This is a genomic window from Paenibacillus radicis (ex Xue et al. 2023), assembly GCF_024722015.1.
GTDB lineage: Bacteria > Bacillota > Bacilli > Paenibacillales > NBRC-103111 > Paenibacillus_S.
Map to the genome: position 1 here is coordinate 207493 of NZ_JANQBD010000010.1, position 22654 is coordinate 230146.

A 22654-nucleotide genomic window follows, 5' to 3' on the forward strand; every position below is an offset into this window, starting at 1 on the left:
GAACAGGATTGGAAGGCCCCTGAGTGACAGTGCTGCTTGGGGGATTCCTCCGATAGCCGAGCATTGAAATTTCATGAGGAGGAGGTGCATTTAGTGTGAATAAGAGCCTGGTCAAGGTGATTCAAGTCTTAGTCTCCTTACTGTTGATGCTGTTTATTCTTTTTCCATTGCTATGGTTGATTTTATCGAGCGTCAAATTACCACTGGAGTTATTCAGCAATCCTCCCAAGGTATGGCCCGGGGAAGTGACGTTTAAATACTATTTGAAGCTGATGACGGATCCTTCTTTCAATAAAGCATTGCTTAACAGTTTTATTGTGGCTGTGTTTACTACGGTCATTTCATTAGCTATTGGAACACTGGGTGCCTATGCTTTTGCCAGATTCAAGTTTCCGAGAAGAAATGCATTTCTTATGACGGTGCTCGCCTCTCAAATGCTGCCTCACATGGCACTGTTAATTCCGTTGTTTATGATCCTTAGAATTTCGGGATTGTTGTATACGTATCAAGGGCTCATCATTACCTATATCAGCTTCTCCCTTCCGTATGTGGTTTGGATGTTCCGAGCTTTTATATATTCCATTCCGTATGAGATTGAGGAGGCTGCCAAGCTTGACGGCTGTTCCAGAATACAGGTAATTAGAAAAATTGTGCTGCCCCTTTCCTTAGGCGGGCTGGTCACAACCGGTATTTTTGTTTTTATCGGAGCATGGAATGAATTTTTGTTCGCAAGCGCTATGACTAACACGGATGTCAAAACACTTTCTGTAAGAATGGCTGAATTCATCGGGGAAGACCGGATTGCCTACGAAATCATGTTTCCAGCGGGTGTTGTGGCGAGCTTGCCTGTATTGATTCTGGTTCTGTTTTTCCAAAAGTATATTGTCCGAGGTCTGACCGAAGGCGGAGTCAAATAATCGTAACCCGCGAGCATCCTTTCGTAATCAAGAAAAAAGGTGTTCAAACATTTTCCATAGAATTAATAGCTTAAATTGGAAAAAAGGAAGATGTCCTTATGAGTGAAGTGGTTATTAAAAAAACGAAAAAGTTGGAAACCGTTGATCGATTGCTGCAGCTTCTGGAATGTTTTACTTTGGAGACACCGGAGTGGGGAGTAACAGAGCTCAGCCATCGTCTGGATTTATATAAAAGTGTTGTACACCGAATGTTAAGCACGCTGGAAGGCCGAGGCTACGTAACACAGAACTCGACTACCAAGAAATATACGCTGGGTATTAAAATCTTTGAATTAGGCATGGTTGTAAGCAACCAAATGGATTTACGCAAAATTGCCAAGCCGCTTATGGATGAGCTGTCCCAAAATGTGAACGAGACTGTCATGCTGCTTGTTCCTGATGGACTCGAAGGCATCTGCTTGGAGAAGGTGGAAAGTACCCATAGCATAAAATCGACATCACCACTCGGTCGCCGGGTGCCGCTTTATGCGGGAGCTACATCTAAAATGCTGATGGCTTATTTACCTGAGGACAAAATCGAGAAAATTATTCAGGACGGTTTGCAGAAGATGACTGAAAAGACCATTACCGATCCCGAGAAGCTTAGAGAGCAGCTTAGAACTATCAGGGGCGAAGGTCACTGTATAACTGTAGGCGAATATACGCAAGGGTCGATGGGGATAGCGGCTCCTATTACCAATTATGACGGAGACATTATAGCCTCATTGAGCGTGACCGGACCTGAGTTTAGAATGTTCGAGCAATCGGAAAGCATTTTGTTGCAGTGCAAATACACAGCAGCGATGATTTCGCAGCGACTTGGTACTAAATAATTTTTTGAGGATATATGGAAGAACGCAGTCCTTTATAACAGAACTGGGCTGCTAATTACAACAGAAATGGAAAGATGACATGATGAAATGTGATATTTTAATAAAAGATTGCAGTCTTTTGTTACCGAGTTTTGAAATCGCGCAGAATCAATCTATCGTCATTCAGGGCAATAGAATCATAGAGATAGACACTTATTCGGAGCTTCGAATGAAATATGAACCGGATCGCATTATCGTGGGAAAAGGAAAGCTATGTATGCCGGGATTGGTGGATGCCCATACGCATACATGCCAGCAGCTGTTAAAAGGAAGAACGATGGAAGAGCTGCCGATGATTTGGTCGCGGATCCTGGTTCCTTTTGAAAGCAATCTTGATGAGCAAGACGTCTATGTCAGCGCTCAGCTAAGCTGCCTTGAGATGATCAAATCAGGGACGACGACGTTTAACGATGCGGGCGGAGTTCATATGCATCAGGTGGCTAAGGCCGCCGTAGAGTCGGGAATGAGAGCAACCATTACGCGCTCGTCCATGGATATCGGCGAATTCCTCCCCCTTTCAATGAGGCAGCCCAAAGAAGAAATTATTGCAAGCACGGAGCGGTTATTCCAAGAGTATCATGGAGCGGGTGATGATCGGATCCATATTTGGTTCGGTCTAAGACAAGTGATGAGCTGCTCGCCGGAATACATCCGTGCGGCTGCTGAAAAAGCAAGGGAGTACAACACAGGGCTTCATGCGCATTTGGCTGAGCATCGTGATGAGGTAAGATATTGCTTAGAGAAATATCGACTGAGGCCGGCTGAATATCTGGATTCGCTGGGTGCGCTGGGTCCGAATCTGGTCACTGCCCATAATGTCGCATACTCAGAGGGCGAATTGGATTTGTTGAATGAACGGAATGTTAAGATCATTCATTGCCCGCGGGCCAACTTCGGTTCTCATGGATTTCCAAAAACTCCACGGATGATGCAGATGGGAATGACCATTGGTATCGGAAGCGATGGCTCGGCAGGCTCTAATCTTAGTTTATTTGATGAAATCAGAGTGTTTCGTGCGGGAATAGTCGCTTTTTATGGACTTCCTGTATTCGATCCCTTGGTTATTCCAGCAACTGAATTAATGAGGATGATCACCGCTGGAGGGGCTAAAGCACTGTCCCTGGAGAATGAAATCGGAACGGTTGAAGCAGGCAAGAAAGCCGATCTGATTCTGGTTGATATCGATCAACCCCATCTTTCTCCAACCCGTAATTTAGTGAACACATTAATTCAATCGGTAACGAGTAAGGATGTCGAGGATGTAATCATTGACGGTAAGGCCGTTATGATCAATAGAGAGATGCTCACCTTGGATGAAGAGCGGATTCTGTACGAAAGTGCTATTAAGATGGATAACATGGTGATTAAAGCAGGGATTTAGATTTTCGCATATTGCTGGAGGAACATGTATGAAAGAACTGCAGGATAAAATAATTAATGAAGGTATTGTGCTTAACGAAGAGGTATTGAAGGTAGATTCGTTCCTGAATCATCAGGTTGACCCTATGCTAATGATGAGCATTGGACAGGAATTTGCTAGAAGGTTCGAGAACCAAGCTATTGATAAGGTGCTCACCTTAGAATCTTCAGGCATCGCCCCGGCGCTCATGACCGCTTTGTATTTGAAAGCACCGCTGCTGTTCGCCCGTAAGCAAAAGTCGTTGACGCTGACGGACAACCTGTATGTCGAAACGGTTTACTCCTTTACGAAACAGCAGACAAGCGATGTTACAGTATCGCGGAAGTTTTTGTCGCCAGGAGAGAAAGTGTTGATTATTGACGACTTTCTTGCACATGGAGAAGCTGCCTTCGGCATGGCTCGTATCGTTGAAGCAGCCGGTGCAGAGGTAGTAGGTATGGGGATCGTAATAGAAAAGTCATTTCAGGATGGTTACCGCAAGCTTCAAGAAGCGGGTTACCGTGTGGAATCTCTAGCCCGAATTGCATCTCTTTCTATAGAACGGATAGAATTTGCTGAGCAGAATATACCGGTCTCATCACGGTAATACGGCCTGCAGAGAACCAATAAGGAATTGCACATAAGGAGTCGGCCAATGCACATTGGTACGGCTCCTTTGTGTGTTGCTTAACTTCGCATCACTCCGAGGAACAGGGGGCTCTATTATGATGCACACCTGTCCGTGAGTTCACGAATTCGAAGAAATGCAGGACAATTAGCGACGGTAAAGCTTGACTTTTAAAGTTGTCATCACTACAATTTGTAGTGTGAGGTGTGGCCGAATGAAAATACATAATTTTAAGTACAACGAGAGTGGATTAAACCGTTTTTTCGGAACCCTGGAAGCGAAGATAATGGACATCCTCTGGGACGGCGAGGAAATGGTCATTAAAGACGTACAGCATAAGCTTGAAGAGGAGAAAGTCGTCAACTTTAACACCGTAATGACTGTTATGAACAGGCTGGTGGAGAAGCGTGTTTTGCAAAAGCGTGCAGCGGGCAGGTCCTTTTTATACCGTCCGGTTCTGTCCAAGCCTGAATTTCTGGAGGCACAATCCAAAGAACTGACACATGAGCTTATGGAGGAGTTTGGCTCTCTAGTGGTGAATCATATGTTGGACGCGCTGGAAGTGGCGGATCCTATGCTCATGGATAAGCTGGAGCAAAAAATCAAGGAACTCAAGAAGGAAACCTAATCTATGTGGGAGAACCGGTCGAGGTTGATTTTTATCACATGTTCGTTGTTTTCGTGTGTGCTGTTACTGCAAATGGGCTTGTATATGGTTCATGTTATTATGGACTGGAGGATGGGTTACAACATCATTGAGCTTTGCCATACTCTACTGCAGGCATATGGGCTGAATTTTGCCGGTTATGCGCTTCAAGCCATCGTGTATCAAACCTTTTTCTTATTTGTTTTTACGATCATCCGACAAGCTTATCTGTCCATTAGGTTTGCAAGTAAGATCGCCGTATGCCGCAACCAGCTGCTCTCCCGCGAAATGAATCGAAAGTACGGAACAGGCAAAGAGGAGATTTCGGTCATAAACAGCTCGACGCCTATCGCGTTGGCAACAGGCTTTTTTAAACGGCGTATTGTTCTTTCAACGGGTCTGCTGAAGCTGTTAAGCAAGAATGAGCTAAGGGCTGTCCTTTACCACGAATCGTTTCATGCCAGATCTTCAGATCCTTTGAAAACATTCATGCTGTCTCTTTTTGCCACGGCATTGTGGTATATTCCGATTTTAAAATGGTTTCAGCGTAACTACAACATTGTGAGGGAAGTGCTGGCAGATCAGTACGCCATACATCGTATGGGAACCTCGGCAGAGCTCGGAAGCGCCTTGCTGAAGCTGTTGAGGGGAGGCATTCCCGCGCGGATGCCGGTATCGCATGTTTCCATCACAGATGCTTCGATTAACTATCGAATTCAGCAGATTCTGGAGCCTGAAAGAAAGCTTGAGCTAAAATGGCCAATGGCACCTCTTATGATTTCGATTCAGGTGGTTGCGCTGTTGAGCGTTATGTTTATGATCCTCATGCGTTAGTAAGTAGAATATTAAACTATACACATAGTAAAGGAAGAGAATCCGTTGAAAAAAAACAATACCAATAAGGCAAGCTATAAAGAACAACGCAAGCTGGAAGCGCAGAAGCAGCAAAGAACGACAAGAAGACTTATTTGGATTACGGGTATTTTTATCGTTGCGATTATTGCAGCTGTTATTATCTTTCAACCGAAAGCAGCACCGGTCGAGATCGCTTATGACACCATGCCGAGCCTGGGGCAAGCGAATGCTCCTGTAAAAATTGTGGAGCTAGGGGACTACAAATGTCCTTCCTGCCAATATTTCAGCCAGCAGTTCGAGCCACAGATTAAGAAAGACTATGTGGATAAGGGCTTAGCCTCATTTCATTTTATGAATTTTACCATTATCGGACCTGATTCGAATACCGCGGCGCTTGCTGGCCAGTCTGTTTTTCATCAAAATAATGATGCTTACTGGAAGTTTTACGATGCTCTGTATAAAAACCAAGGTGATGAGAAGGTTCAGTGGGCGACTCCTCAATTTCTGGTAGACTTGGCGAAGAAAGAAAACCTGCCGATTGATTATGACAAGCTCATGCTGGATATTACTTCGAAAAAGTACCAAAATGAGGTCGATGCACACAATGCGTTTGCCCGTAAAAATCAAGTGAACAGCACACCGACCCTGTTTATTAATGGCAAGAAGTTCGATAATTCTATGGATTACAACGCCATTAAAGCAGCGATTGATAAAGCAGTAAAGGGTGAATAGCCAGGATGAGGATTATTCAAGCCGCTAAGCAATATGCTCTTTACCTGGCCTGGGTAGTGTCGCTTGTAGCTACGCTGGGTAGCTTGTACTTTAGTGAAATTTTGGGCTATGAGCCATGCAAGCTTTGCTGGCTTCAGCGCATATGCATGTATCCACAGGCTATATTGCTGGGGATGGCGTGCTTCAAGAATGATCGCAGAATGGCGTCGTATTTGTTTCCGCTGAGCCTTATTGGAGGATGCATTTCGCTCTACCACTATGCGGAGCAAAAAATTCCCGCCTTGGCTAAGCTGCTGCCATGCACAGTAGGGGTGCCGTGCAATGAGGATTACATCGATTGGCTCGGATTTATTACGATCCCTTTTCTGGCTCTGATCGCATTCATTCTGATGGCTAGCTTCTTGTGGTTGCAGAAGCGTTCTCTTAAGGAAGAAGAAGAGGAAAAGCAGGACGAAGAGTATGTGCAGGTTCAGGAGTAGGTGCTGGAAGTTCAACGGAATAAAAGGGTATAGCATCATCATTAGAGTATATCGGATAAGTTAAACTACAGTGGAGATTAAACCTTGAATGCAATTGTAGCCGTGAATCATATTCACGGCTTTTTGCGTCGAGCAGCAAGTATATGTATCTTGCTTTATCTAGCGGAACTCAAAGTTCCTCTATTTTGTCCACTGGGTTAAATCCGAGAAGATAGCGGAAGCTGCAATTCCGTTATTTGGGAAAATAGGGCTTCGCACACTAAAAATGGTAAGATAACGGAATGAATGCTTCCGCTATTTAACCGTATTTAGGCTTATTTTGAAAATAGCGGAAGGATGATTTCCGCTATCTACTCGAACCATGGATAGAGCAGCTGGGATTAAACAAGTTGGCATTCCGTGGGACCCGTTAAAGAACCGCTGTGACGTGAGACAAGCTCCTTCACTATTATTCAAGAATAACCTTGGTGGATGCGAAGAAACGGGAAATAGCGAACGAAGCTGCTCCAAGTAGGGTCGAACGGCCCTCCAGCTCAGAGAATGCAATGCTTAGCTGGGCTCGCGGAAACGGTAGGGAACGCTTTTTCATTATGCTTAGAATCGGAGGTAGCAGCCACTCCTTGGCGCTAACGATACTGCCGCCAATAATGATCAGCTCCGGATTAAAGCAATTAATTACATTAACCAATCCAATCCCCAAATATCGTCCTGTTTGCTCAAAGCGCTCTATAGCCTTTTGATCCCCATTACCTGCACGTTGTGCTAATGCTTCCAAATTAATGGATGGATCATTCAATTGCTTTCGAGCATCATCTATCAATGCTTGCTCTGATGCATATAACTCCCAGCAGCCGACATTGCCGCAACGGCATGCTCGTCCATTTAACTCGATCGATAGATGTCCCATCTCTCCGGAGAAGCCGGAAACTCCTCGGTACAGCTCCTCCTTGATGATGACACCCGTTCCGATCCCACTGCTGATGCTCACATAGATCAGGTGAGAAACATTTTTTCCGGACCCGAATTGCTTTTCTCCGACAGCCCCGGCATTAGCTTCATTGTCAATGACCACTGGAATTCCGAATTCCTGCTCAATCCGCTGCTGGAGCGGGACATCTTGCCAGCCCAGATTCGGGGCGAATAGCACATTGCCCTCGTCATCGCTAATGCCCGGAATGCCGATTCCGATGCCTACAACACCGTAGGGGCTATCCGGAGCGCGTCGAATCGTTTCGTGGATGCATGAAATCAGCGTGCCTATAACTGAATCGATGGATTCGTTAGCGTGAGCTGTTTTGTATTCCTCGATGATCTCGCCTTTCAGATCGGTGAGCACAGCCGATATCTGGCCGACTCCAAGATCGACGCCTACCGCATAGCCAGCCGCTTGATTAAATAACAGCATCATCGGTTTGCGGCCTCCGCTAGATGCCCCGGTCCCGATTTCATATACCATCTGGCTCTCGATCAGCTCGTTAACCAGCGTCGACACGGTGGCTTTGGTTAGTCCGGTTAATTCAGCTATTTTGGCCCTCGATACAGGGGCATTATCTTTTATATGTTCGAGCACGATTGATTTATTTATTTTTTTTACGAGATTCAAATCGCCTGTTTGTTTCATTATGTCCTCCAAATAATTAGCTGCATAAGAATTTTCTTGGTTTTCCAGCCTAGTAGGTAAAAGTCAATTGGATAGTGATTCCGTTCATCTATCAGACTCCTCGATTGTAGCACGAAAACAAATAATGTTCATCAAACTAAGTTAGTTTAATCAATTTACAAACTTTATATTCGGTGATATGATAAGAACACAAACGTAAGATTATGAAAAATTCACTACTTCTTATTGGAGGGACTAATATGAGTTATTTTAATCAGCAATCGAAAATTCAGTACGAAGGCAAGCAATCGAGCAATCCGTTGGCATTTAAATTTTACAATCCTGATCAAGTCATTCTTGGCAAAACGATGCGTGAGCATCTGCGTTTTGGCGTAGCTTACTGGCACTCCTTCTCGGCTAATGGTTCCGATCCGTTTGGTGCAGGTACATATGTACGCAGCTGGGATCAATACAGCGGTATGGATCTGGCAAAGGCGAGAGTAGACGCTTGCTTCGAGCTGTTAAATATTCTTGACGTCGATTATTTCTGCTTCCATGACCGTGACATTGCTCCCGAGGGCAACACGCTGCAAGAAACAAACGAGAACTTGGATGTAATTGTTGGACTAATTGAGCAGCAAATGAAAGCAACTGGTAAAAAACTGCTGTGGAACACGGCAAACATGTTCACCAATCCTCGTTTTGTTCATGGCGCGGCAACTACAAGTAATGCAGATGTATACGCTTATGCAGCGGCTCAAGTGAAGAAAGCGTTGGAGCACGGCAAACGTCTTGGTTCTGAGAACTATGTGTTCTGGGGCGGCCGCGAAGGCTACGAATCCTTGCTGAACACAGATCTTGGTCTAGAGCTCGATAACTTGGCGAGATTCCTGCACATGGCTGTAGATTATGCCAAAAAAATCGGCTTTGATGCTCAATTCCTGATCGAACCGAAGCCGAAGGAGCCTTCCAAGCACCAGTATGATTTCGATGCGGCAACTGCGCTGTCATTCTTGCAAAAATACGATTTGCTGCCGTACTTCAAGCTTAATATCGAAGCTAACCATGCGACATTAGCCGGTCATACGTTTGAGCATGAGCTGCGTGTTTCCCGTATTAACGGAGTGCTTGGTTCCATTGATGCTAACCAAGGTGATGTGCTGCTGGGATGGGACACAGATGAATTCCCGACGGACCTGTATTCGACAACACTTGCTATGTACGAAATCTTGTTGAACGAGGGCGGAATCGGCCGCGGGGGTGTCAACTTTGACGCCAAAGTACGCCGTTCATCCTTTGAGCCTGTCGATTTGATTCATTCTCATATTGCAGGGATGGATTCATTCGCGAGAGGGCTGCAAGTAGCTGCTAAGCTGATTGAGGATCGCGTTTTCGAAAATATTCTTGAAGACCGTTATGCTTCATTCAAAACAGGTATTGGTGCGGATATCGTTGCAGGCAAAGCTAACTTCCACACTTTGGAAGCTTATGCGCTGCAAAACAAATCCATTGAATCCAAGTCCGGTCGTATTGAGCTAATCAGATCTATCGTTAACCAATACATCATCAACGCTTAAGAAGTAGCTTGTTAAAATAAGGACTGCACAAATGGTGCAGCTGAGATTTGTAATGTAAGACAGCAAGTGGATAGTAAGTAGGATATTATGTAAGACGGTATGTAAGATAGAGATTAAGACAGTAAGCAAGACGGTATGTAAAATAGCAATTAAGATAGCAAGTAAGCACAGCAAAGAAAGAAGCTGCCCTTTAGTCATTTGACCTCGGGGAGCTTCTTTATTTGTATGTATGCTGGAGCATGCGACTCCATTGTCCATAGATAGCTTCAAACGCTTTTTATCATATGATAGTAGGTTTTCTTGTTAATCTGCGTTTCTTTATCGGTAGCATAGCCCAGCTTTTTGTACAAAGAAACAGCCCGTTCGTTGTATTGCTCCACGTTAAGGGCAATCTTCTTATAACCGAGCTGGCGAGCATGCTGTTCAGCTGCTGTGATTAGCTCTGTACCGAATCCGCGGCCTCCCCATTCCGGTGATACGGCAAGAGCATCAATGTAATATTCATCCTCGTCCGCTTCCTTATCAATAGTCAGGTTCGGCTCGTTCTTCATGCGGCGCAGCTGGTCTATTATGGGCTTATCAATCGTTTCGGCTTGCGAGCCGTGATAACACAGGATCATGCCGGCAGCCTGTTCGTTCATTTCTTTTATAAGATAGTTGGTATAGCTGAACCGGTTTCCCTTTTGCTCATAAAAGCTCGTCAACCGCTCTATTACCTCTTGTTCGGTCACCCCTCCGGTTAACTGATAACCGATGTCCTTAATAGCATTAAACAATAATCGTACGGTTGCTGAAGCATCCGTTAGCTGTGCGGGTCGTATAGTCATAGTTCCTCCGGGTAATTTCGTCATTTGTTGAAAATAGCTCTGATTCTCTAATTGTCAGGTAAGCATAGATTATTGCTATTATACCATTAAAGCTAGAGGAGAGCCCCTGGGGCTATTGCTCCTTATTCAACTTTGAGATATAGTGGGCGTAGATTAGTTTTCCCTTCTTCGGCCCCGATTAGACCAACGGATGCTTCAATAGATTTTGCAGATTATGCAAGCGATTCCATTCCCAAATAGTGCTGAAAACAATCTAGCGAATCCTGACTGACGAAAGGAAGATTTTATGTATAAAATAAGCGCAACACAATGGATTTTTGGCAAAGAAGCTCTAAGCCGCACTTTGGAAAGGTTAAAAAAATACGGTTACGACGGCATCGAGCTGACAGGCGATCCTGAGCTTTTCTCCGATCCTAATGTCCCGGCTTTGTTACAGGATTATGGACTTGAGTGCACCTCGATATGCGGGATTTATACCGCAGAAAGAAATTTGTCCTCGATGCATGAAGAAGTACGTAATCAAGCGGTCCAATATGTACAGGATTGTGTGGATTTAGCAGCTCGGGTGGGGGCAAGCTGTGTAATTGTCGTTCCATCTCCAGTTGGATTATTGTCTCCGGATGGAGAGGCAGAGGAAGCATGGAAGGCGGCAGTACGGAGTCTCAAGGAATGCGGCCTATACGCCGAGAGCAAGGGGATATGGCTTGCATTAGAGGCATTGAACCGTTATGAGACCCATTTGATAAACCGATTGGAGGCCGGCTTGGAGCTTATCAAGCAAACGGGATCATCCAACGTCAAGCTTATGGCTGATGTGTTCCATATGAACCTAGAGGAACGGGATATTTGTGGGACGCTTCGCGCTATTGCCCCTGAATTAGTCCACGTTCATCTTGCGGAGAATACCAGGGAAGCACCAGGCGTAGGCAGTATGAATTTCCAAGCAATCCTTGCAACCTTACGCGAAATCGGCTACTCGGGGGCGCTTACTATGGAATTTATGCCGCCGGCATCCAACCCTTATGCAGTTGCGCAGCAGCGGCAGGAGCATACCAGTCAGCTTGATTCCTTCGCGGAGCAAGCTATTAACCATATTAAAAGTATTGTAGGTTAGATGCTGAACAATGGGCTGTGAAAGCATTCTGTTATCTTTAATAATATAATTTTTTAAATCGTTCTTATTTGGGAGAATCGCAATGAAAAACTATATAAAAGAAATGAGAAAGTACGTTGGACAGAGACCCATTATGTTATGTGGGGCATCTGTTATGATTTTTAATGCAGAGGGGCAGGTATTAATGCTCCTTAGATCTGACAACGATTGCTGGTGTTTTCCTGGCGGAGCAATAGAGCTTGGTGAAAAAGTAGAAGATGCAGCTCGGCGGGAAGTATTTGAAGAAACCGGCTTAGAAGTAATTGAATTAGAATTATACAATGTCTTCTCGGGTGAAGAGCTTTATTATAAATATCCGCATGGTGATGAGGTATACAACGTTGATATCGTTTATAGGTCATCTAATTATAAAGGAAATTTAACAGTTAATGAGGAGAGCAGGAGAGCCCGTTTTTTTGATTTGGAAGCAATTCCAGACAATATCAGCCCGCCTGTTATCCCTATAGTACAAGACCTACTAACAAAGATACATCGATAGCAAACCGTATCTCGACAATAGAACAACCCGCCACAATAATTTGCTGGCGGGTCGGTTGTTTATCTAAAATAATACCTACTAACTAGTGCACAGACAGCCATGCCCTCTCGTTACGCCACTGTACATCAACCTGCGTCTCAAAGAAATCCGACAAGCAGGAGCTCTCCAGAATCTCCTCCGTCTTTCCGCTTCTGAACGCTTCGCCACGCCGAATGAGCAGTGTATGGGAGAAAATCGGCAATATTTCCTCTGTATGATGCGTTACATATAAAATATTCGGCGCATCAGGCTGCGCAGCTAATTCATCAATACTGGCAAGGAGCATCTCCTTGGAAAGAAAATCAAGGCCATTGCAGGGCTCATCCAAAATGAGCAGCTGCGGCGAAGCCATAAGCGCGCGAGCGATGAGCAGCTTTTGCTTTTCTCCCTGCGAGCAGGTTTGATAGGTGCGGTCAACCAAGTGGCTGCAGCCCAGTTGATTCATCAATTGCAGCGCACGTTCGTGGTCCTCAGAGGTTGCCACATCATAGAGGCCAATGGTCGCGAATTTGCCGCTGAGCACCACCGTTTGCGTCCGGTCACTGCCGTACAGCTTCTCCTGAAGGGAGGTGCTGACCCAGCCGATGGACTTGCGCAGCTCGCGCAAATCGAAGGTGCCGAACAGATGCCCCAGCACGCTGACTTCCCCATTGGTAGGCCAGATGTAGCCGTTGATCATATTAAGCAGGGTGGTTTTTCCCGATCCGTTCAGACCAAGAATAGCCCAATGCTCCCCTTTATTGACATGCCAATTGACTTGGTGAAGCAGAGTTTTATGCTCTCTTTTCCATGATACATTGTTCATTTCAATAACCTTTTCCATGATGCTCCGCCTCCTGAATTATAGCGAATTTTAACGAGCAGAAGTTTCTGCGCCTTGAGCTGGTATTGGTGCTAGCTTCAGCTTGGAATCTGAGGGAAGGAATGCAGCCAGCAGACCAAGCAGCGGTAAAAAGGCGCACAGCTGAATAACGAACGTGATGCTCGTGGCATCCGCAAGCGTGCCCATCGCGGCCGAGCCGACACCGCCAAGACCAAAGGATAAGCCAAAAAATAATCCCGAAACCGTCCCAACCTTACCTGGGAGCAGCTCCTGAGCGTACACGACAATTACTGAAGAGCTGGATAAAATAATAAGACCAATCAACACGCACAAAACAACCGACCAGAACAAGTTAGCAAAAGGCAGCAGCATGGAGAACGGCGCAGCGCCGAGTATTGAGAACCAAATCATATTTCTTCTTCCGAACCTATCGGCAAGAGGGCCCCCAAAAAAGGTTCCTACAACACCTGCGGCAAGCAAAGCGAAAATAATGAGTTGGGCACGGTCGACAGGCATGTTAAAATTCTGGATTAAAAAGAAGGAGTAAAAACCGGTCATAGCCGACAAATAAAAGAATTTGGAAAATAAGAGCATAATGAGAACGAATAACGCGAGCAGCAAAGTACTTTTTGACAGCTGGGATGTGGAGCGTCTTGCCGTTTGTGTGGCTTTAGTGCGCTGTGACAAATGATTTTTGTACCACTTGGCTACATAGATTTGAACCACAATAGCGACTCCTGCGGCAACAGTGAACCAAATGATTCCAAACTGGCCTAACGGTACGAAGATAAGAGCTGTAAATATAGGCGCGAGCGCCTGCCCGATATTCCCACCCACCTGAAAAATCGATTGAGCCAAGCCTCTTCTAGGGCCAGCTGCTAAATACGCAACTCGCGATGCCTCCGGATGAAGAACGGACGAGCCTATTCCTAATAACACTACCGCTATAAGAATCTGTGGAAACGATGAGGCAAAAGCAAGGAGGACAACTCCAACCAGCGAAAAGCCAACCCCGATCGGGAGAATGTAAGGCTTGGGCCGGGCGTCGGTATATAATCCGATCAATGGCTGCAGGAAGGAGGCCGTAATATTAAGGGTAAAAGCAATCCAACCGATCTGCGCATACGAAAGCTTCAAGGCATCATGTAAAATCGGGAACATCGCGGGAACTATAGACTGGATCGAGTCATTCAATAGATGAACTAGACTGATTGCAAAGATGATGGAAAAAACGGTCGTTTGCGGACTGCTGATGCTATTACTGTTACTGCTGCTTGCTGAAATACTCATGCGATCACCTCATAAAATGTATATATAAATTTGTGTAAAAACTTCTTGGAACATCCTATCATCTGATGTTTGAAATTATGCAAGGCCACGGATAAAGATACCTCTATTCTAAAGAGGCTGATCGTCTGCGTAGATTGTTGCTTAAACAGTTCAAGCCCTTGGGAATGACATTCGATCACAGCTGCTCCTTAGGGTCAGTTATCATCGGCAGCGTTTAAAGATTTTTTCATGCTGCTTACAGTCTCCTCCAAATTTTGAAGGGTCCAATGAACCGCTGCTGCTGCATCCTTCTTTTTAATGGCGTCATACAAATTTTCATGGTGCAGATCGTGGGAATCGTGCACAGTGCTTACCTGAACGAGTTTATCGAGAGCTTCGCGGAGTACGGTAGAGAAGGTTCGATAAAGATCGATAACAATCGAATTTTTACTGGCTGCAGCCACGGCAATGTGGAATGAAATATCCGCATTCAAATAATCATTATTGGGGCCGATCTTTAGCGCTTGAGCACGCTGATCCAAAAACTGTCGCATTTGGGCAAGATCGTCGTCGTCCCGGCGCTCGGCGGCCAGCTTGGCGATTTCCAGCTCCAGCATACGTCTGACCTCATAAACCTCCAAAATTTCGGCGCGGCGCAGACGGTGATCCAAGGGCTCTTGAATAGTCAGATTGGTACTCAAATAAGTGCCGAAGCCCTGCTTCTTCTCCAGCAGACCTGCGTGCACCAATACCCGAACCGCTTCACGTACAGTTGAACGTCCGACTCCGAATTGCTCCATAAGCTCCGGCTCCGTTGGTATTTTTTGGCCCGGAGGGATGTCGCCGCTCGATATTTTCTTTTGCAATTGCATCACGACTTCATCAACAAGCTTTCGCCGGCTTACATTTTGAAATGAAACCTTAGCATTCATCTGATCATCTCCTGTATATTAGGCATTACTATAACATAATAAATACACGGAAATCCAGATTTTTTTTTATTTGTAAAGAACCTCTGCAGCAGCATAATAAATGCTTCCGCAGAGGTTAGGAGAAGGAAAGTATAGGTTGTTTAGCTGGACTGCCAGAGGCTGCCTGCATTTGTTCTATCTTGCAGCTTTAAGCTCATTCCAACGCAGCGCCAGCAGGTTAAGGTCCTTGAGTGTATCCAATGCTTCCTGACGGGTCCGTTCGTCGATAGGTGCGTTCGGATTACGGACATAGGCTGATTCGATAACGCCGCCCGCTTTCAATATTTCCTTGTGTACAGCCATGGCAGAGCCCGGAAGCGTACCTATTCTCAGGAAAGGAAGATATTGATAAAAGGTTCTGCGTGCCGTATCCAAATCGCCGGCTTTGAAGGCTTGGTAGATGCTCACGCACACCTCAGGGAATTCGCAAGCCGGCATCGTTCCTACAGCTCCACGACCCAGCTCCTCATAAAAGTACATAGCGTTCATTCCGCCGAATACGGTTAAGCGACCCTCCGATTGCTCCAGCACTTCAGTTACTTTGAAGGTTGTCGGCGGAGCTTCTACCTTAACGTAGGCGATGTTTTCGAATTCCTTGGACAGCCGTGCGAGCATAGCCGCCGGCATATTGACACCGCTCGCGAGAGGGGCGTCCTGAATCATGATCGGGATGGTGACGGCCTTGGCCACCGCGGCAAAATAATCGTACAGCCGCTTGCCATCCGGCTTAGCCATATAAGGCGGGAGCACCATAAGCGCATCCGCCCCTGACTTCTCCGCGCGTTTGCTTAGCTGAACCGCGACTTCTAGCCCTGTATGGCCGCTGCCGAACACGAGCGGCACCTGTCCTTTCACTTCGTCGACTACGATCTCAGCGATTCTCGCCTTTTCATCGTCCAGAAGGGTATACATTTCACTAGCCATCCCAAATAAGGCGATTCCATCCACCTTGGCATGAAGCTGGAAGCGGACAAGCTCGCGTAGACTGTTTTCATCCACGTCCCCTTGCTCTGTAAATGGTGTAGCTAAGATCGGATAAACGCCCTCTAAGGCCACTTGCTTGGTCATTATAAATCTCCTCCATCAGCAGAATTATATAAGTGCTCTTAATTGTTTTTCATCAATGTCCACTCCGAGACCCGGGCCTTCCGGGAGCATATAATGCCCCTGTTCGCAGACAATGGGATGGATCAGGAGCGAGTTGGCTGTACTCATGACGGTTGGTTGATATTCCAATATATACAGGTTAGGAATGGCAGCGCTAAGATGCAGCGTTGCGGCAATGCAGATGCCTTGACCGACACTAAGATGGGGGGCGATAGGGATGTTGAAGGCTTCCGCCATATTGGCGATCTTCTTCGCTTCGGTAATGCCGGTACGTCCGATATCCGGCTGATAAATATCCGCTGCCCGTTTCAGCAGGCGATCTTTAAACTGGTAGCGGGTGCGTTTGGCTTCACCTATGGCAACAGCCATATCAAGCGCACGCGAAACTTCCGCAGTGCCTTCAACATCCTCCGGTGCAGTAGGCGCTTCCAAAAAGTCGATATCGAGCTTTTCCAGCTTTCGGCCGAGCTGGATCGCTTCGGAGACCGAATACTGCCAATGAGCGTCGATCATAAGGCGGAAGCGGGGACCTAGCGCTTCACGCATATAAGCGGCGATCTCGGCATCCTCATGCACCCCGAATCCAAGATGCAGCTTGATTGCAGTGAAGCCCTTCGCTTTCCATTCCAGCGCCAGCTCGATTCGTTCTTCTCTTGTAGTTTTGGGAATACCGGATACATAGGCAGGAATCTTCCGACGGTATGCACCGCCCAACAGCTGGTAGATCGGAAGCCCAACGGACTTGCCTAATAGATCCCACAACGCGACATCGACTGCGGTAATAGCATCTACCATAAAGCCTGTGAAGTAGCCGCGTTCCCGCATAGAATCATACAAGCAGCTCCAAATGACGTCGATATCCCTGGCATCCCTTCCAATTAGCAGCGAAGTGAACAGCCGTTCGATAATGGCTCCGGTAATTTCCGGACCTACGGGAGCGAGTGCTTCACCCCAGCCGTAAATTCCGCTTTCCGTAGTTATCTTCACGAGCAGTGTTTCCAGATTGCGGGAGTAGATGGAGCGATACTCGGGACGAATATAGTAATCGCTCTCACTGGACATTCCTGCGGGGCTGCTTCCTAAGTAGACGGGACCGTTCTTAACCTTTAACGGAAACACCTCGACGCTTTTAATATTCATTGACTCACCACTTTTCCAAGTAAATTTGAATATGTATTTCGTAATATGCAAGTAGATTGTATAATATGATAATATATATTTCAATATTAATATATAATTCATTATATTGAATACGGCATTTATTGATAATACAATGGACACACATAGATAATCTGTTGTTTAGACACGAGAGGGTGGACGTATTGAAAAAAGAGGAAGAAAAAGAGCAGGCGCAAACGGCAACTATGCTGACGCAAAGCGTGACGAGGGCGTTGGCGATATTATCATGCTTCTCCGATGAGCAGCCAGAGCTAAGAGGAATCGATTTTGCCAAGAAGCTGAATTTAACCCAGAGCAACGTATCGAGATTGCTTACTACAATGGTTACACTGGGGTATGTGGAGAAGGATGAGATAACCGGCTTTTACCGTTTGGGGACGGCGATCATATCGCTCGGAGGCATTGCGCTTAACCACTATGAAATCCGCAAGCAAGCATTGCCCGAGCTGCATGACCTGGAAAAAAGACTTGGCCTGGGTGCTAATCTGGCTATTTTGAACGGATGCCATATGTTTTATTTGGCTCATGTCGACAGTCATAAATCTCCACGAATGTATACGCTGATTGGCCGCAAAAATCCGCTGCACTGCACGGGAATCGGCAAGGTGCTGCTCGCTTATCAGGATAGTGAGAAGGTGACGGCGCTGCTTGATGAAGCGGGAATGGAGGGGTATACAGACAAAACCATAGTCCTTCAAGAACAATTAGTGCAACAGCTGGAGCTGGTTCGCAAGAGAGGTTACGCAACTGAGAATGAGGAGCTGGCCCTCGGGCGAGCTTGTTTAGCTGCACCTGTAAAGGGCCGCAACGGGAAGGTTATAGGAGGCGTCAGTCTCTCAGGTCCATTATCCGAGATTAACCTTCCGCAAAGGGAAAGTGAGCTGGCTTCCATTCTGATTGAGGCGACGGATCGGATTTCAATGAAGATGGGGTATATTACGGCTAGCTATTAATAGCTAATTGCTCGGATTAGGAGGGGGATTGGCAGCTTATGCATCCAATTTATGCGATTTTTCCTGTGCTTCATTACAGATTGAATATTCGAATTGATAGTGTTTCCAGTCATCTCTGTTCCCCCATTCCTTGTTGATAAACGTATTATAGGGTAGGGGGATTTTTAACGGAATTAAATATTCAAATCAAATTGTTTAAAAATTAACACGGATTAGGAAGCAGAGGTTCTCAAAGTGTGTGTTCAAAAAGCTAACTTTACAAGGTCGAGTAGGCTGCAAGAACCTAAAATATTGTACTAACTGCAATAAATATTGAAGCTTCTCCTTATTTTTCTGAGATATACTGAGCTCGACTACAGCTATAAGGCTATTCAGGGGGCGGCCGGGGCTCCCTTATCACTGGAGCGAGGCGATTGTATGAGACTGGAAGGGAAGACGGCTTTAATTACCGGGGGAGCAAAAGGAATCGGCAAAGGCATTGTAGCTCGTTTTGCTGAGGAGGGCGCTCATCTTATTTTTGCCGACATGGATCAGGTTGAGGGAGTGGAGACAGCGCGGAAGATTAGGCAGCAGGGAGGGAGTGTCGAATTCAAGCAGATGGATGTATGCAGTGAAGAGCAGGTTAGAGCACTGGTATCCACGCTGCCCAAGCTCGATATACTCGTTAATAACGTAGGATGGACGGGAGGAAAAGCTGCTGTTGACCAATTGGACTTTGACCATTGGCATCGCGTCCTGGACATTAATCTGACTTCCGTGTTTCTTATGTGTAAATATGCGGTCCCTTTGTTGAAGCAATCGCGTTCGGCGAGTATCGTCAATATTGCTTCTGTTAACGCTTACACAATGGTACCTGCCTTGTCAGCGTACAGTGCATCCAAAGGAGGTGTACTCGCCTTGACCAAGCAGCTTGCTGTCGAGTGTGCGCCTATAGGCATCCGAGTGAACAGCGTCTCCCCAAGCCTGACGTTCAGGGAGAAGGGTGCCTCGCCTGCCGCTTCCGATATATCATTGGATTGCTATCCGCTTGGCCGCTTCGGTACGGCGAAGGATGTTGCCAATGCCGTGTTGTTTATGGCTTCGGATGAAGCGGCCTTTATTACAGGGCAAGACCTGCTAGTGGATGGAGGGATGACGTCACAATCCGTTTCTGCGGTCGTAAGGGATGACTTGCGGGCGGGTTGGAAGCCGGGAAGCTATAGGCTGCTGCCTGATCTTACAGATGAAAAGGGATAAGGCCCAGACGGGGGATATGAATTATATATAACTTCAAGGAAAGATAGATGTTGCTGTCAATCAATCAATGGATGGAGGTCCATTCCGCATGAAAATTACGAAGGTTGAAGTGTTTATCGTCAAAATTCCAACTCCCAAGGTAGCTTCTCCCAATACCAAGCGTTACATAACCGAAGATTATTATATTAATGAAGGGCGCCGCTCCTGCATTTATTCGGATAAGGTGGAGACTATCTTCATCAAAGTTTCTACCGATGAGGGGATTGAGGGCTGGGGCGAGCTGCTTGCTCCAACGAACCCCGAAGTGGCGGCGGCTGTCATTAGAGGCCATCTGGCCCCATTGGTTCTCGGAGAGAATCCGATGGCAACCCAATATTTGTGGGATAAAATGCTGGATACCTTGCGCGAGCGAGGCTACACCGGCGGATATTTGGTCGATGCGATGGCAGGGCTGGATGTAGCCTTTTGGGATATCAAAGGCAAGGCATTCGGACTGCCTGTTTATATGCTGCTGGGAGGGCAATACCGCGACAAGCTGCGGAGCTACTGCTCCAGCGTGCCGGGGAGAACGACCGAGGAACGGCTCGAAAGCGTGGACCGGATTATGGAGGATGGCTACGATGCTATTAAAATTCATACATTTGGCAAAGGAAAAACAGCTGATCTGGAGCTGCTGTCGGCCATTCGCCGAAAGTATGATTCAAGCCAGCTGGATTTAATGTTGGACGGTCATGGGAAATATACCCATTCAGAAGCCTTTTCGCTTGGTCGTGCACTGGGAGAGCTTGACCTGTTATTTTTTGAGACACCGCTGACCTTCGAGGATATTAAAGGGCATCGGAAGCTGGCGGACGCTATTGATACCGCTATCGCCGTTGGGGAGCCGCTGCGTACTATTTATACGTTCAGGGATTGGATTACGGAGGGAGCGCTTGAGGTGGCACAGCCGGATCTGGGCCGCAACGGTATTACAGAAATGATGCGAATCGCCCATTTGGCGGAAGCTCATCATCTGTCCTTTGCACCGCATCTTAGTGTGCATCAGGCAGTAGGTGTAGCTGCCTCGGTGCATGTATCTGCCGCTATCTCCAACTTCCTGATCTTCGAATATCAGCCTAATTCGTTGAGGGCATCCGAGCAGTACTCCAGCGCGTCGTTCAAGCTGGAACAGGGAGCTATTAAGGTGCCAAACGACCCGGGTCTGGGTGTGGAAATCAATGAGCTGGAGCTGCGTAAGTTTGTGACGGAATATGTGGAGATTAAAGCTTAGCAGCTTTTTTTGCAACATCTCTGAATAATAAGGCAGCGAAGTAGTTATAATATGATTCGACGGTGAAACGAGAGGTGTGGTTCCGTTGGGCGATCTAACGAGCAATACTAGGGAAGTTGTTAGAATCTAAATAGAAGCGAGGGGATGTGCCGCAGAGACGTTATTGTAGTACCTTATACTGCATAGTGTTTAATTGTGGTTAGACCTAAGATTCCAAGAGGTTCAAGACAGTAGTACCAAATCAATTCACCGTCGAGAAGGACTCCGTGAGGAGTCCTTTGCTTATAATATGTGATGAACTATTCTGATATTGTAAGCAATCTGCCGCTAAACATAATTGTATCTTCATCGAGAGGCTTCGAGGGCTTCGATCCTAAACTTTGCTAATTTTATCATGTTCCATAATCAGGGAGGGTTCAATAGATGGATAACAGCAGCACACATGATTTTGTGGAGAAAGTGCATGATACACAGGAGAAGGCTGAGAAAAACAAAAAGCATCAAAAAGAGAATCCAGGCAATAAATTGCCCGGTAAGCAGCACAGTACTAACAAATAATTAATAAACCGCGACGGAGTAAAGGGGCTAGGCTGTCCGATAATTACTTATTGGTAGTTACAGCCTAAACTTTATCCGTAATTTGGTTGAAAAAGAACCTTCAGTTTCCACTTTTATAGTGGGGTTGAAGGTTCTTTTGTTTATAATATCAGCTTTATAAGTTTTCAGCGGAGCTAAACAAGTCTGATATTGCAAGAAACCTACAAATGAATCACTGTCGCTCATCTTTTAAAGGCCGCAATAGAGGTTTTCTTATAGGGACTCACCTGGCTTTGCTTTGTGGGCTTAACTTGTTCCTTACTTGACATGCTATAATCAAACTATCAGGAAAAGGAGGTACGGCATTATGGATTGCAGGGTAGGCTGCGCGGCATGTTGTATTGTTATTTCGATTTCATCTCCGATTCCCGGAATGCCCGAAGGAAAACCGGCAGGGGTCAGCTGCATTCATCTTTCGGCCGATAATAGATGCGGCTTGTTCCAGAAACCAGAACGTCCTGCCATATGCAGCAGCTTGCGACCTTCGGAAGATATGTGCGGGCAGTCTAACGAGGAAGCCTTCTCAATTTTGCAAGCCCTTGAACAAGCAACGAAACCTCCAGATCTCACACCTCAAAAAGTTAACTCACCTCAAGTAAAATCGTGTTCACAGCTCAAAAGTTAACTCAGCTCAAGTACAATCGCGATCACACCTCAAAAAGTTAACTCACCTCAAGTACAATCGTGATCACACCTCAAAAGTTAACTCACCTCAAGTACAATCGCGATAACACCTTAAAAGTTAACTCACCTCGAGTACAATCGTGATCACACCTCAGAAAGTTAACTTACCACGTGCACAATCGTAGAGCTTCGCATAGTAAAGGAACTTATAGCATAGTAAACATTTTACATTAAAACAACGAATCAGGGTTCGTGGATAGTGGTCGGTAATGAGGAACATGGTTATGAGATTACGGATTAAGGATTGAAGGCGGGTTAGCAAGTAAGGTGGTAACACTAAGCACAGAATACAACAGAAGAGGG

Annotated in this window: 23 protein-coding genes; 16 read left to right on the plus strand and 7 right to left on the minus strand. The window is 46.1% G+C overall.

Annotated elements, in window-relative coordinates; translation table 11 throughout:
• Positions 1-95 precede the first annotated feature (95 nt).
• The 8 genes from NV381_RS15655 (at position 96) to NV381_RS15690 (ending at position 6567) form a co-directional block, all read left to right on the plus strand.
• Positions 96-917: a carbohydrate ABC transporter permease gene (locus tag NV381_RS15655; RefSeq protein ID WP_258214219.1), complete on the plus strand. Its 822-nt coding sequence runs from the start codon at positions 96-98 to the stop codon at positions 915-917.
• 98 nt (positions 918-1015) lie between these two features.
• On the plus strand, positions 1016-1789 hold the full coding sequence (locus tag NV381_RS15660; protein ID WP_258214220.1) for an IclR family transcriptional regulator: 774 nt from the start codon (positions 1016-1018) through the stop codon (positions 1787-1789).
• Between the two features lie 118 nt (positions 1790-1907).
• Positions 1908-3209 (plus strand): amidohydrolase, encoded by a 1302-nt coding sequence (locus NV381_RS15665; RefSeq protein ID WP_258214221.1) that lies wholly within the window; start codon positions 1908-1910, stop codon positions 3207-3209.
• A gap of 28 nt (positions 3210-3237) precedes the next feature.
• Positions 3238-3834: a xanthine phosphoribosyltransferase gene (locus NV381_RS15670; RefSeq protein ID WP_258214222.1), complete on the plus strand. Its 597-nt coding sequence runs from the start codon at positions 3238-3240 to the stop codon at positions 3832-3834.
• A gap of 235 nt (positions 3835-4069) precedes the next feature.
• Entirely contained in the window at positions 4070-4483 is a 414-nt protein-coding gene (locus NV381_RS15675; protein ID WP_258214223.1) for a BlaI/MecI/CopY family transcriptional regulator, read from the plus strand.
• A gap of 24 nt (positions 4484-4507) precedes the next feature.
• Complete coding sequence (locus tag NV381_RS15680; RefSeq protein WP_258214224.1) at positions 4508-5335, plus strand: M56 family metallopeptidase; 828 nt, start codon at positions 4508-4510, stop codon at positions 5333-5335.
• Between the two features lie 45 nt (positions 5336-5380).
• Complete coding sequence (locus NV381_RS15685; RefSeq protein ID WP_258214225.1) at positions 5381-6088, plus strand: DsbA family protein; 708 nt, start codon at positions 5381-5383, stop codon at positions 6086-6088.
• 5 nt (positions 6089-6093) lie between these two features.
• Positions 6094-6567: a disulfide oxidoreductase gene (locus NV381_RS15690; RefSeq protein WP_258214226.1), complete on the plus strand. Its 474-nt coding sequence runs from the start codon at positions 6094-6096 to the stop codon at positions 6565-6567.
• A gap of 448 nt (positions 6568-7015) precedes the next feature.
• Here NV381_RS15690 and NV381_RS15695 read toward each other — a convergent pair whose 3' ends face one another.
• Positions 7016-8188, minus strand: coding sequence for an ROK family transcriptional regulator (locus NV381_RS15695; protein WP_258214227.1), 1173 nt, complete (start codon positions 8186-8188; stop codon positions 7016-7018).
• A 239-nt stretch (positions 8189-8427) separates the two neighbouring features.
• Here NV381_RS15695 and xylA point away from each other — a divergent pair, with 239 nt between their 5' ends.
• Positions 8428-9744 (plus strand): xylose isomerase, encoded by a 1317-nt coding sequence (gene xylA / locus NV381_RS15700; protein WP_258214228.1) that lies wholly within the window; start codon positions 8428-8430, stop codon positions 9742-9744.
• A gap of 266 nt (positions 9745-10010) precedes the next feature.
• On the opposite strand, the gene NV381_RS15705 is transcribed toward xylA, so the two are convergent.
• On the minus strand, positions 10011-10571 hold the full coding sequence (locus tag NV381_RS15705) for a GNAT family N-acetyltransferase (protein ID WP_258214229.1): 561 nt from the start codon (positions 10569-10571) through the stop codon (positions 10011-10013).
• A gap of 286 nt (positions 10572-10857) precedes the next feature.
• Here NV381_RS15705 and NV381_RS15710 point away from each other — a divergent pair, with 286 nt between their 5' ends.
• Together NV381_RS15710 and NV381_RS15715 are read left to right on the plus strand one after the other, a co-directional pair.
• The gene (locus tag NV381_RS15710; protein WP_258214230.1) at positions 10858-11685 is read left to right on the plus strand and encodes a sugar phosphate isomerase/epimerase family protein; all 828 of its coding nucleotides are present in this window, start codon (positions 10858-10860) and stop codon (positions 11683-11685) included.
• A gap of 82 nt (positions 11686-11767) precedes the next feature.
• Complete coding sequence (locus NV381_RS15715; RefSeq protein ID WP_308861913.1) at positions 11768-12223, plus strand: NUDIX hydrolase; 456 nt, start codon at positions 11768-11770, stop codon at positions 12221-12223.
• A gap of 82 nt (positions 12224-12305) precedes the next feature.
• On the opposite strand, the gene NV381_RS15720 is transcribed toward NV381_RS15715, so the two are convergent.
• The 5 genes from NV381_RS15720 to NV381_RS15740 all read right to left on the minus strand — a co-directional run bounded on the left by NV381_RS15720 (position 12306) and on the right by NV381_RS15740 (position 17572).
• A complete protein-coding gene (locus NV381_RS15720; protein ID WP_258214231.1) occupies positions 12306-13085 on the minus strand; it encodes an ABC transporter ATP-binding protein in 780 nt (259 codons plus the stop codon).
• A 30-nt stretch (positions 13086-13115) separates the two neighbouring features.
• Positions 13116-14375, minus strand: a complete 1260-nt coding sequence (locus tag NV381_RS15725; protein ID WP_258214232.1) for an MFS transporter — start codon at positions 14373-14375, stop codon at positions 13116-13118.
• 194 nt (positions 14376-14569) lie between these two features.
• Positions 14570-15286, minus strand: a complete 717-nt coding sequence (locus tag NV381_RS15730; protein WP_258214233.1) for a FadR/GntR family transcriptional regulator — start codon at positions 15284-15286, stop codon at positions 14570-14572.
• A gap of 174 nt (positions 15287-15460) precedes the next feature.
• Complete coding sequence (locus tag NV381_RS15735; RefSeq protein ID WP_258214234.1) at positions 15461-16393, minus strand: dihydrodipicolinate synthase family protein; 933 nt, start codon at positions 16391-16393, stop codon at positions 15461-15463.
• A 24-nt stretch (positions 16394-16417) separates the two neighbouring features.
• Positions 16418-17572: a mandelate racemase/muconate lactonizing enzyme family protein gene (locus NV381_RS15740; protein WP_258214235.1), complete on the minus strand. Its 1155-nt coding sequence runs from the start codon at positions 17570-17572 to the stop codon at positions 16418-16420.
• A gap of 182 nt (positions 17573-17754) precedes the next feature.
• Between NV381_RS15740 and NV381_RS15745 the strand changes: the two genes are divergently transcribed.
• From NV381_RS15745 to NV381_RS15765, 5 genes are all read left to right on the plus strand, one after another.
• Positions 17755-18564: an IclR family transcriptional regulator gene (locus tag NV381_RS15745; RefSeq protein ID WP_258214236.1), complete on the plus strand. Its 810-nt coding sequence runs from the start codon at positions 17755-17757 to the stop codon at positions 18562-18564.
• A gap of 417 nt (positions 18565-18981) precedes the next feature.
• Positions 18982-19800, plus strand: a complete 819-nt coding sequence (locus tag NV381_RS15750; RefSeq protein ID WP_258214237.1) for an SDR family NAD(P)-dependent oxidoreductase — start codon at positions 18982-18984, stop codon at positions 19798-19800.
• A gap of 88 nt (positions 19801-19888) precedes the next feature.
• Complete coding sequence (locus NV381_RS15755) at positions 19889-21070, plus strand: mandelate racemase/muconate lactonizing enzyme family protein (RefSeq protein ID WP_258214238.1); 1182 nt, start codon at positions 19889-19891, stop codon at positions 21068-21070.
• A gap of 423 nt (positions 21071-21493) precedes the next feature.
• On the plus strand, positions 21494-21628 hold the full coding sequence (locus NV381_RS15760; RefSeq protein ID WP_258214239.1) for a DUF4023 domain-containing protein: 135 nt from the start codon (positions 21494-21496) through the stop codon (positions 21626-21628).
• 346 nt (positions 21629-21974) lie between these two features.
• Complete coding sequence (locus NV381_RS15765) at positions 21975-22292, plus strand: YkgJ family cysteine cluster protein (RefSeq protein WP_258214240.1); 318 nt, start codon at positions 21975-21977, stop codon at positions 22290-22292.
• Positions 22293-22654 lie beyond the last annotated feature (362 nt).

Coding starts and splice junctions, on each gene's coding strand:
- NV381_RS15755 (WP_258214238.1), top strand. CDS start 19,889: ATGAAAATTACGAAGGTTGAAGTGTTTATCGTCAAAATTCCAACTCCC.
- NV381_RS15740 (WP_258214235.1), bottom strand. CDS start 17,572: ATGAATATTAAAAGCGTCGAGGTGTTTCCGTTAAAGGTTAAGAACGGT.
- NV381_RS15725 (WP_258214232.1), bottom strand. CDS start 14,375: ATGAGTATTTCAGCAAGCAGCAGTAACAGTAATAGCATCAGCAGTCCG.
- NV381_RS15760 (WP_258214239.1), top strand. CDS start 21,494: ATGGATAACAGCAGCACACATGATTTTGTGGAGAAAGTGCATGATACA.
- xylA (WP_258214228.1), top strand. CDS start 8,428: ATGAGTTATTTTAATCAGCAATCGAAAATTCAGTACGAAGGCAAGCAA.
- NV381_RS15670 (WP_258214222.1), top strand. CDS start 3,238: ATGAAAGAACTGCAGGATAAAATAATTAATGAAGGTATTGTGCTTAAC.
- NV381_RS15720 (WP_258214231.1), bottom strand. CDS start 13,085: ATGGAAAAGGTTATTGAAATGAACAATGTATCATGGAAAAGAGAGCAT.
- NV381_RS15765 (WP_258214240.1), top strand. CDS start 21,975: ATGGATTGCAGGGTAGGCTGCGCGGCATGTTGTATTGTTATTTCGATT.
- NV381_RS15710 (WP_258214230.1), top strand. CDS start 10,858: ATGTATAAAATAAGCGCAACACAATGGATTTTTGGCAAAGAAGCTCTA.
- NV381_RS15705 (WP_258214229.1), bottom strand. CDS start 10,571: ATGACTATACGACCCGCACAGCTAACGGATGCTTCAGCAACCGTACGA.
- NV381_RS15690 (WP_258214226.1), top strand. CDS start 6,094: ATGAGGATTATTCAAGCCGCTAAGCAATATGCTCTTTACCTGGCCTGG.
- NV381_RS15730 (WP_258214233.1), bottom strand. CDS start 15,286: ATGAATGCTAAGGTTTCATTTCAAAATGTAAGCCGGCGAAAGCTTGTT.
- NV381_RS15660 (WP_258214220.1), top strand. CDS start 1,016: ATGAGTGAAGTGGTTATTAAAAAAACGAAAAAGTTGGAAACCGTTGAT.
- NV381_RS15735 (WP_258214234.1), bottom strand. CDS start 16,393: ATGACCAAGCAAGTGGCCTTAGAGGGCGTTTATCCGATCTTAGCTACA.
- NV381_RS15750 (WP_258214237.1), top strand. CDS start 18,982: ATGAGACTGGAAGGGAAGACGGCTTTAATTACCGGGGGAGCAAAAGGA.
- NV381_RS15715 (WP_308861913.1), top strand. CDS start 11,768: ATGAAAAACTATATAAAAGAAATGAGAAAGTACGTTGGACAGAGACCC.
- NV381_RS15675 (WP_258214223.1), top strand. CDS start 4,070: ATGAAAATACATAATTTTAAGTACAACGAGAGTGGATTAAACCGTTTT.
- NV381_RS15695 (WP_258214227.1), bottom strand. CDS start 8,188: ATGAAACAAACAGGCGATTTGAATCTCGTAAAAAAAATAAATAAATCA.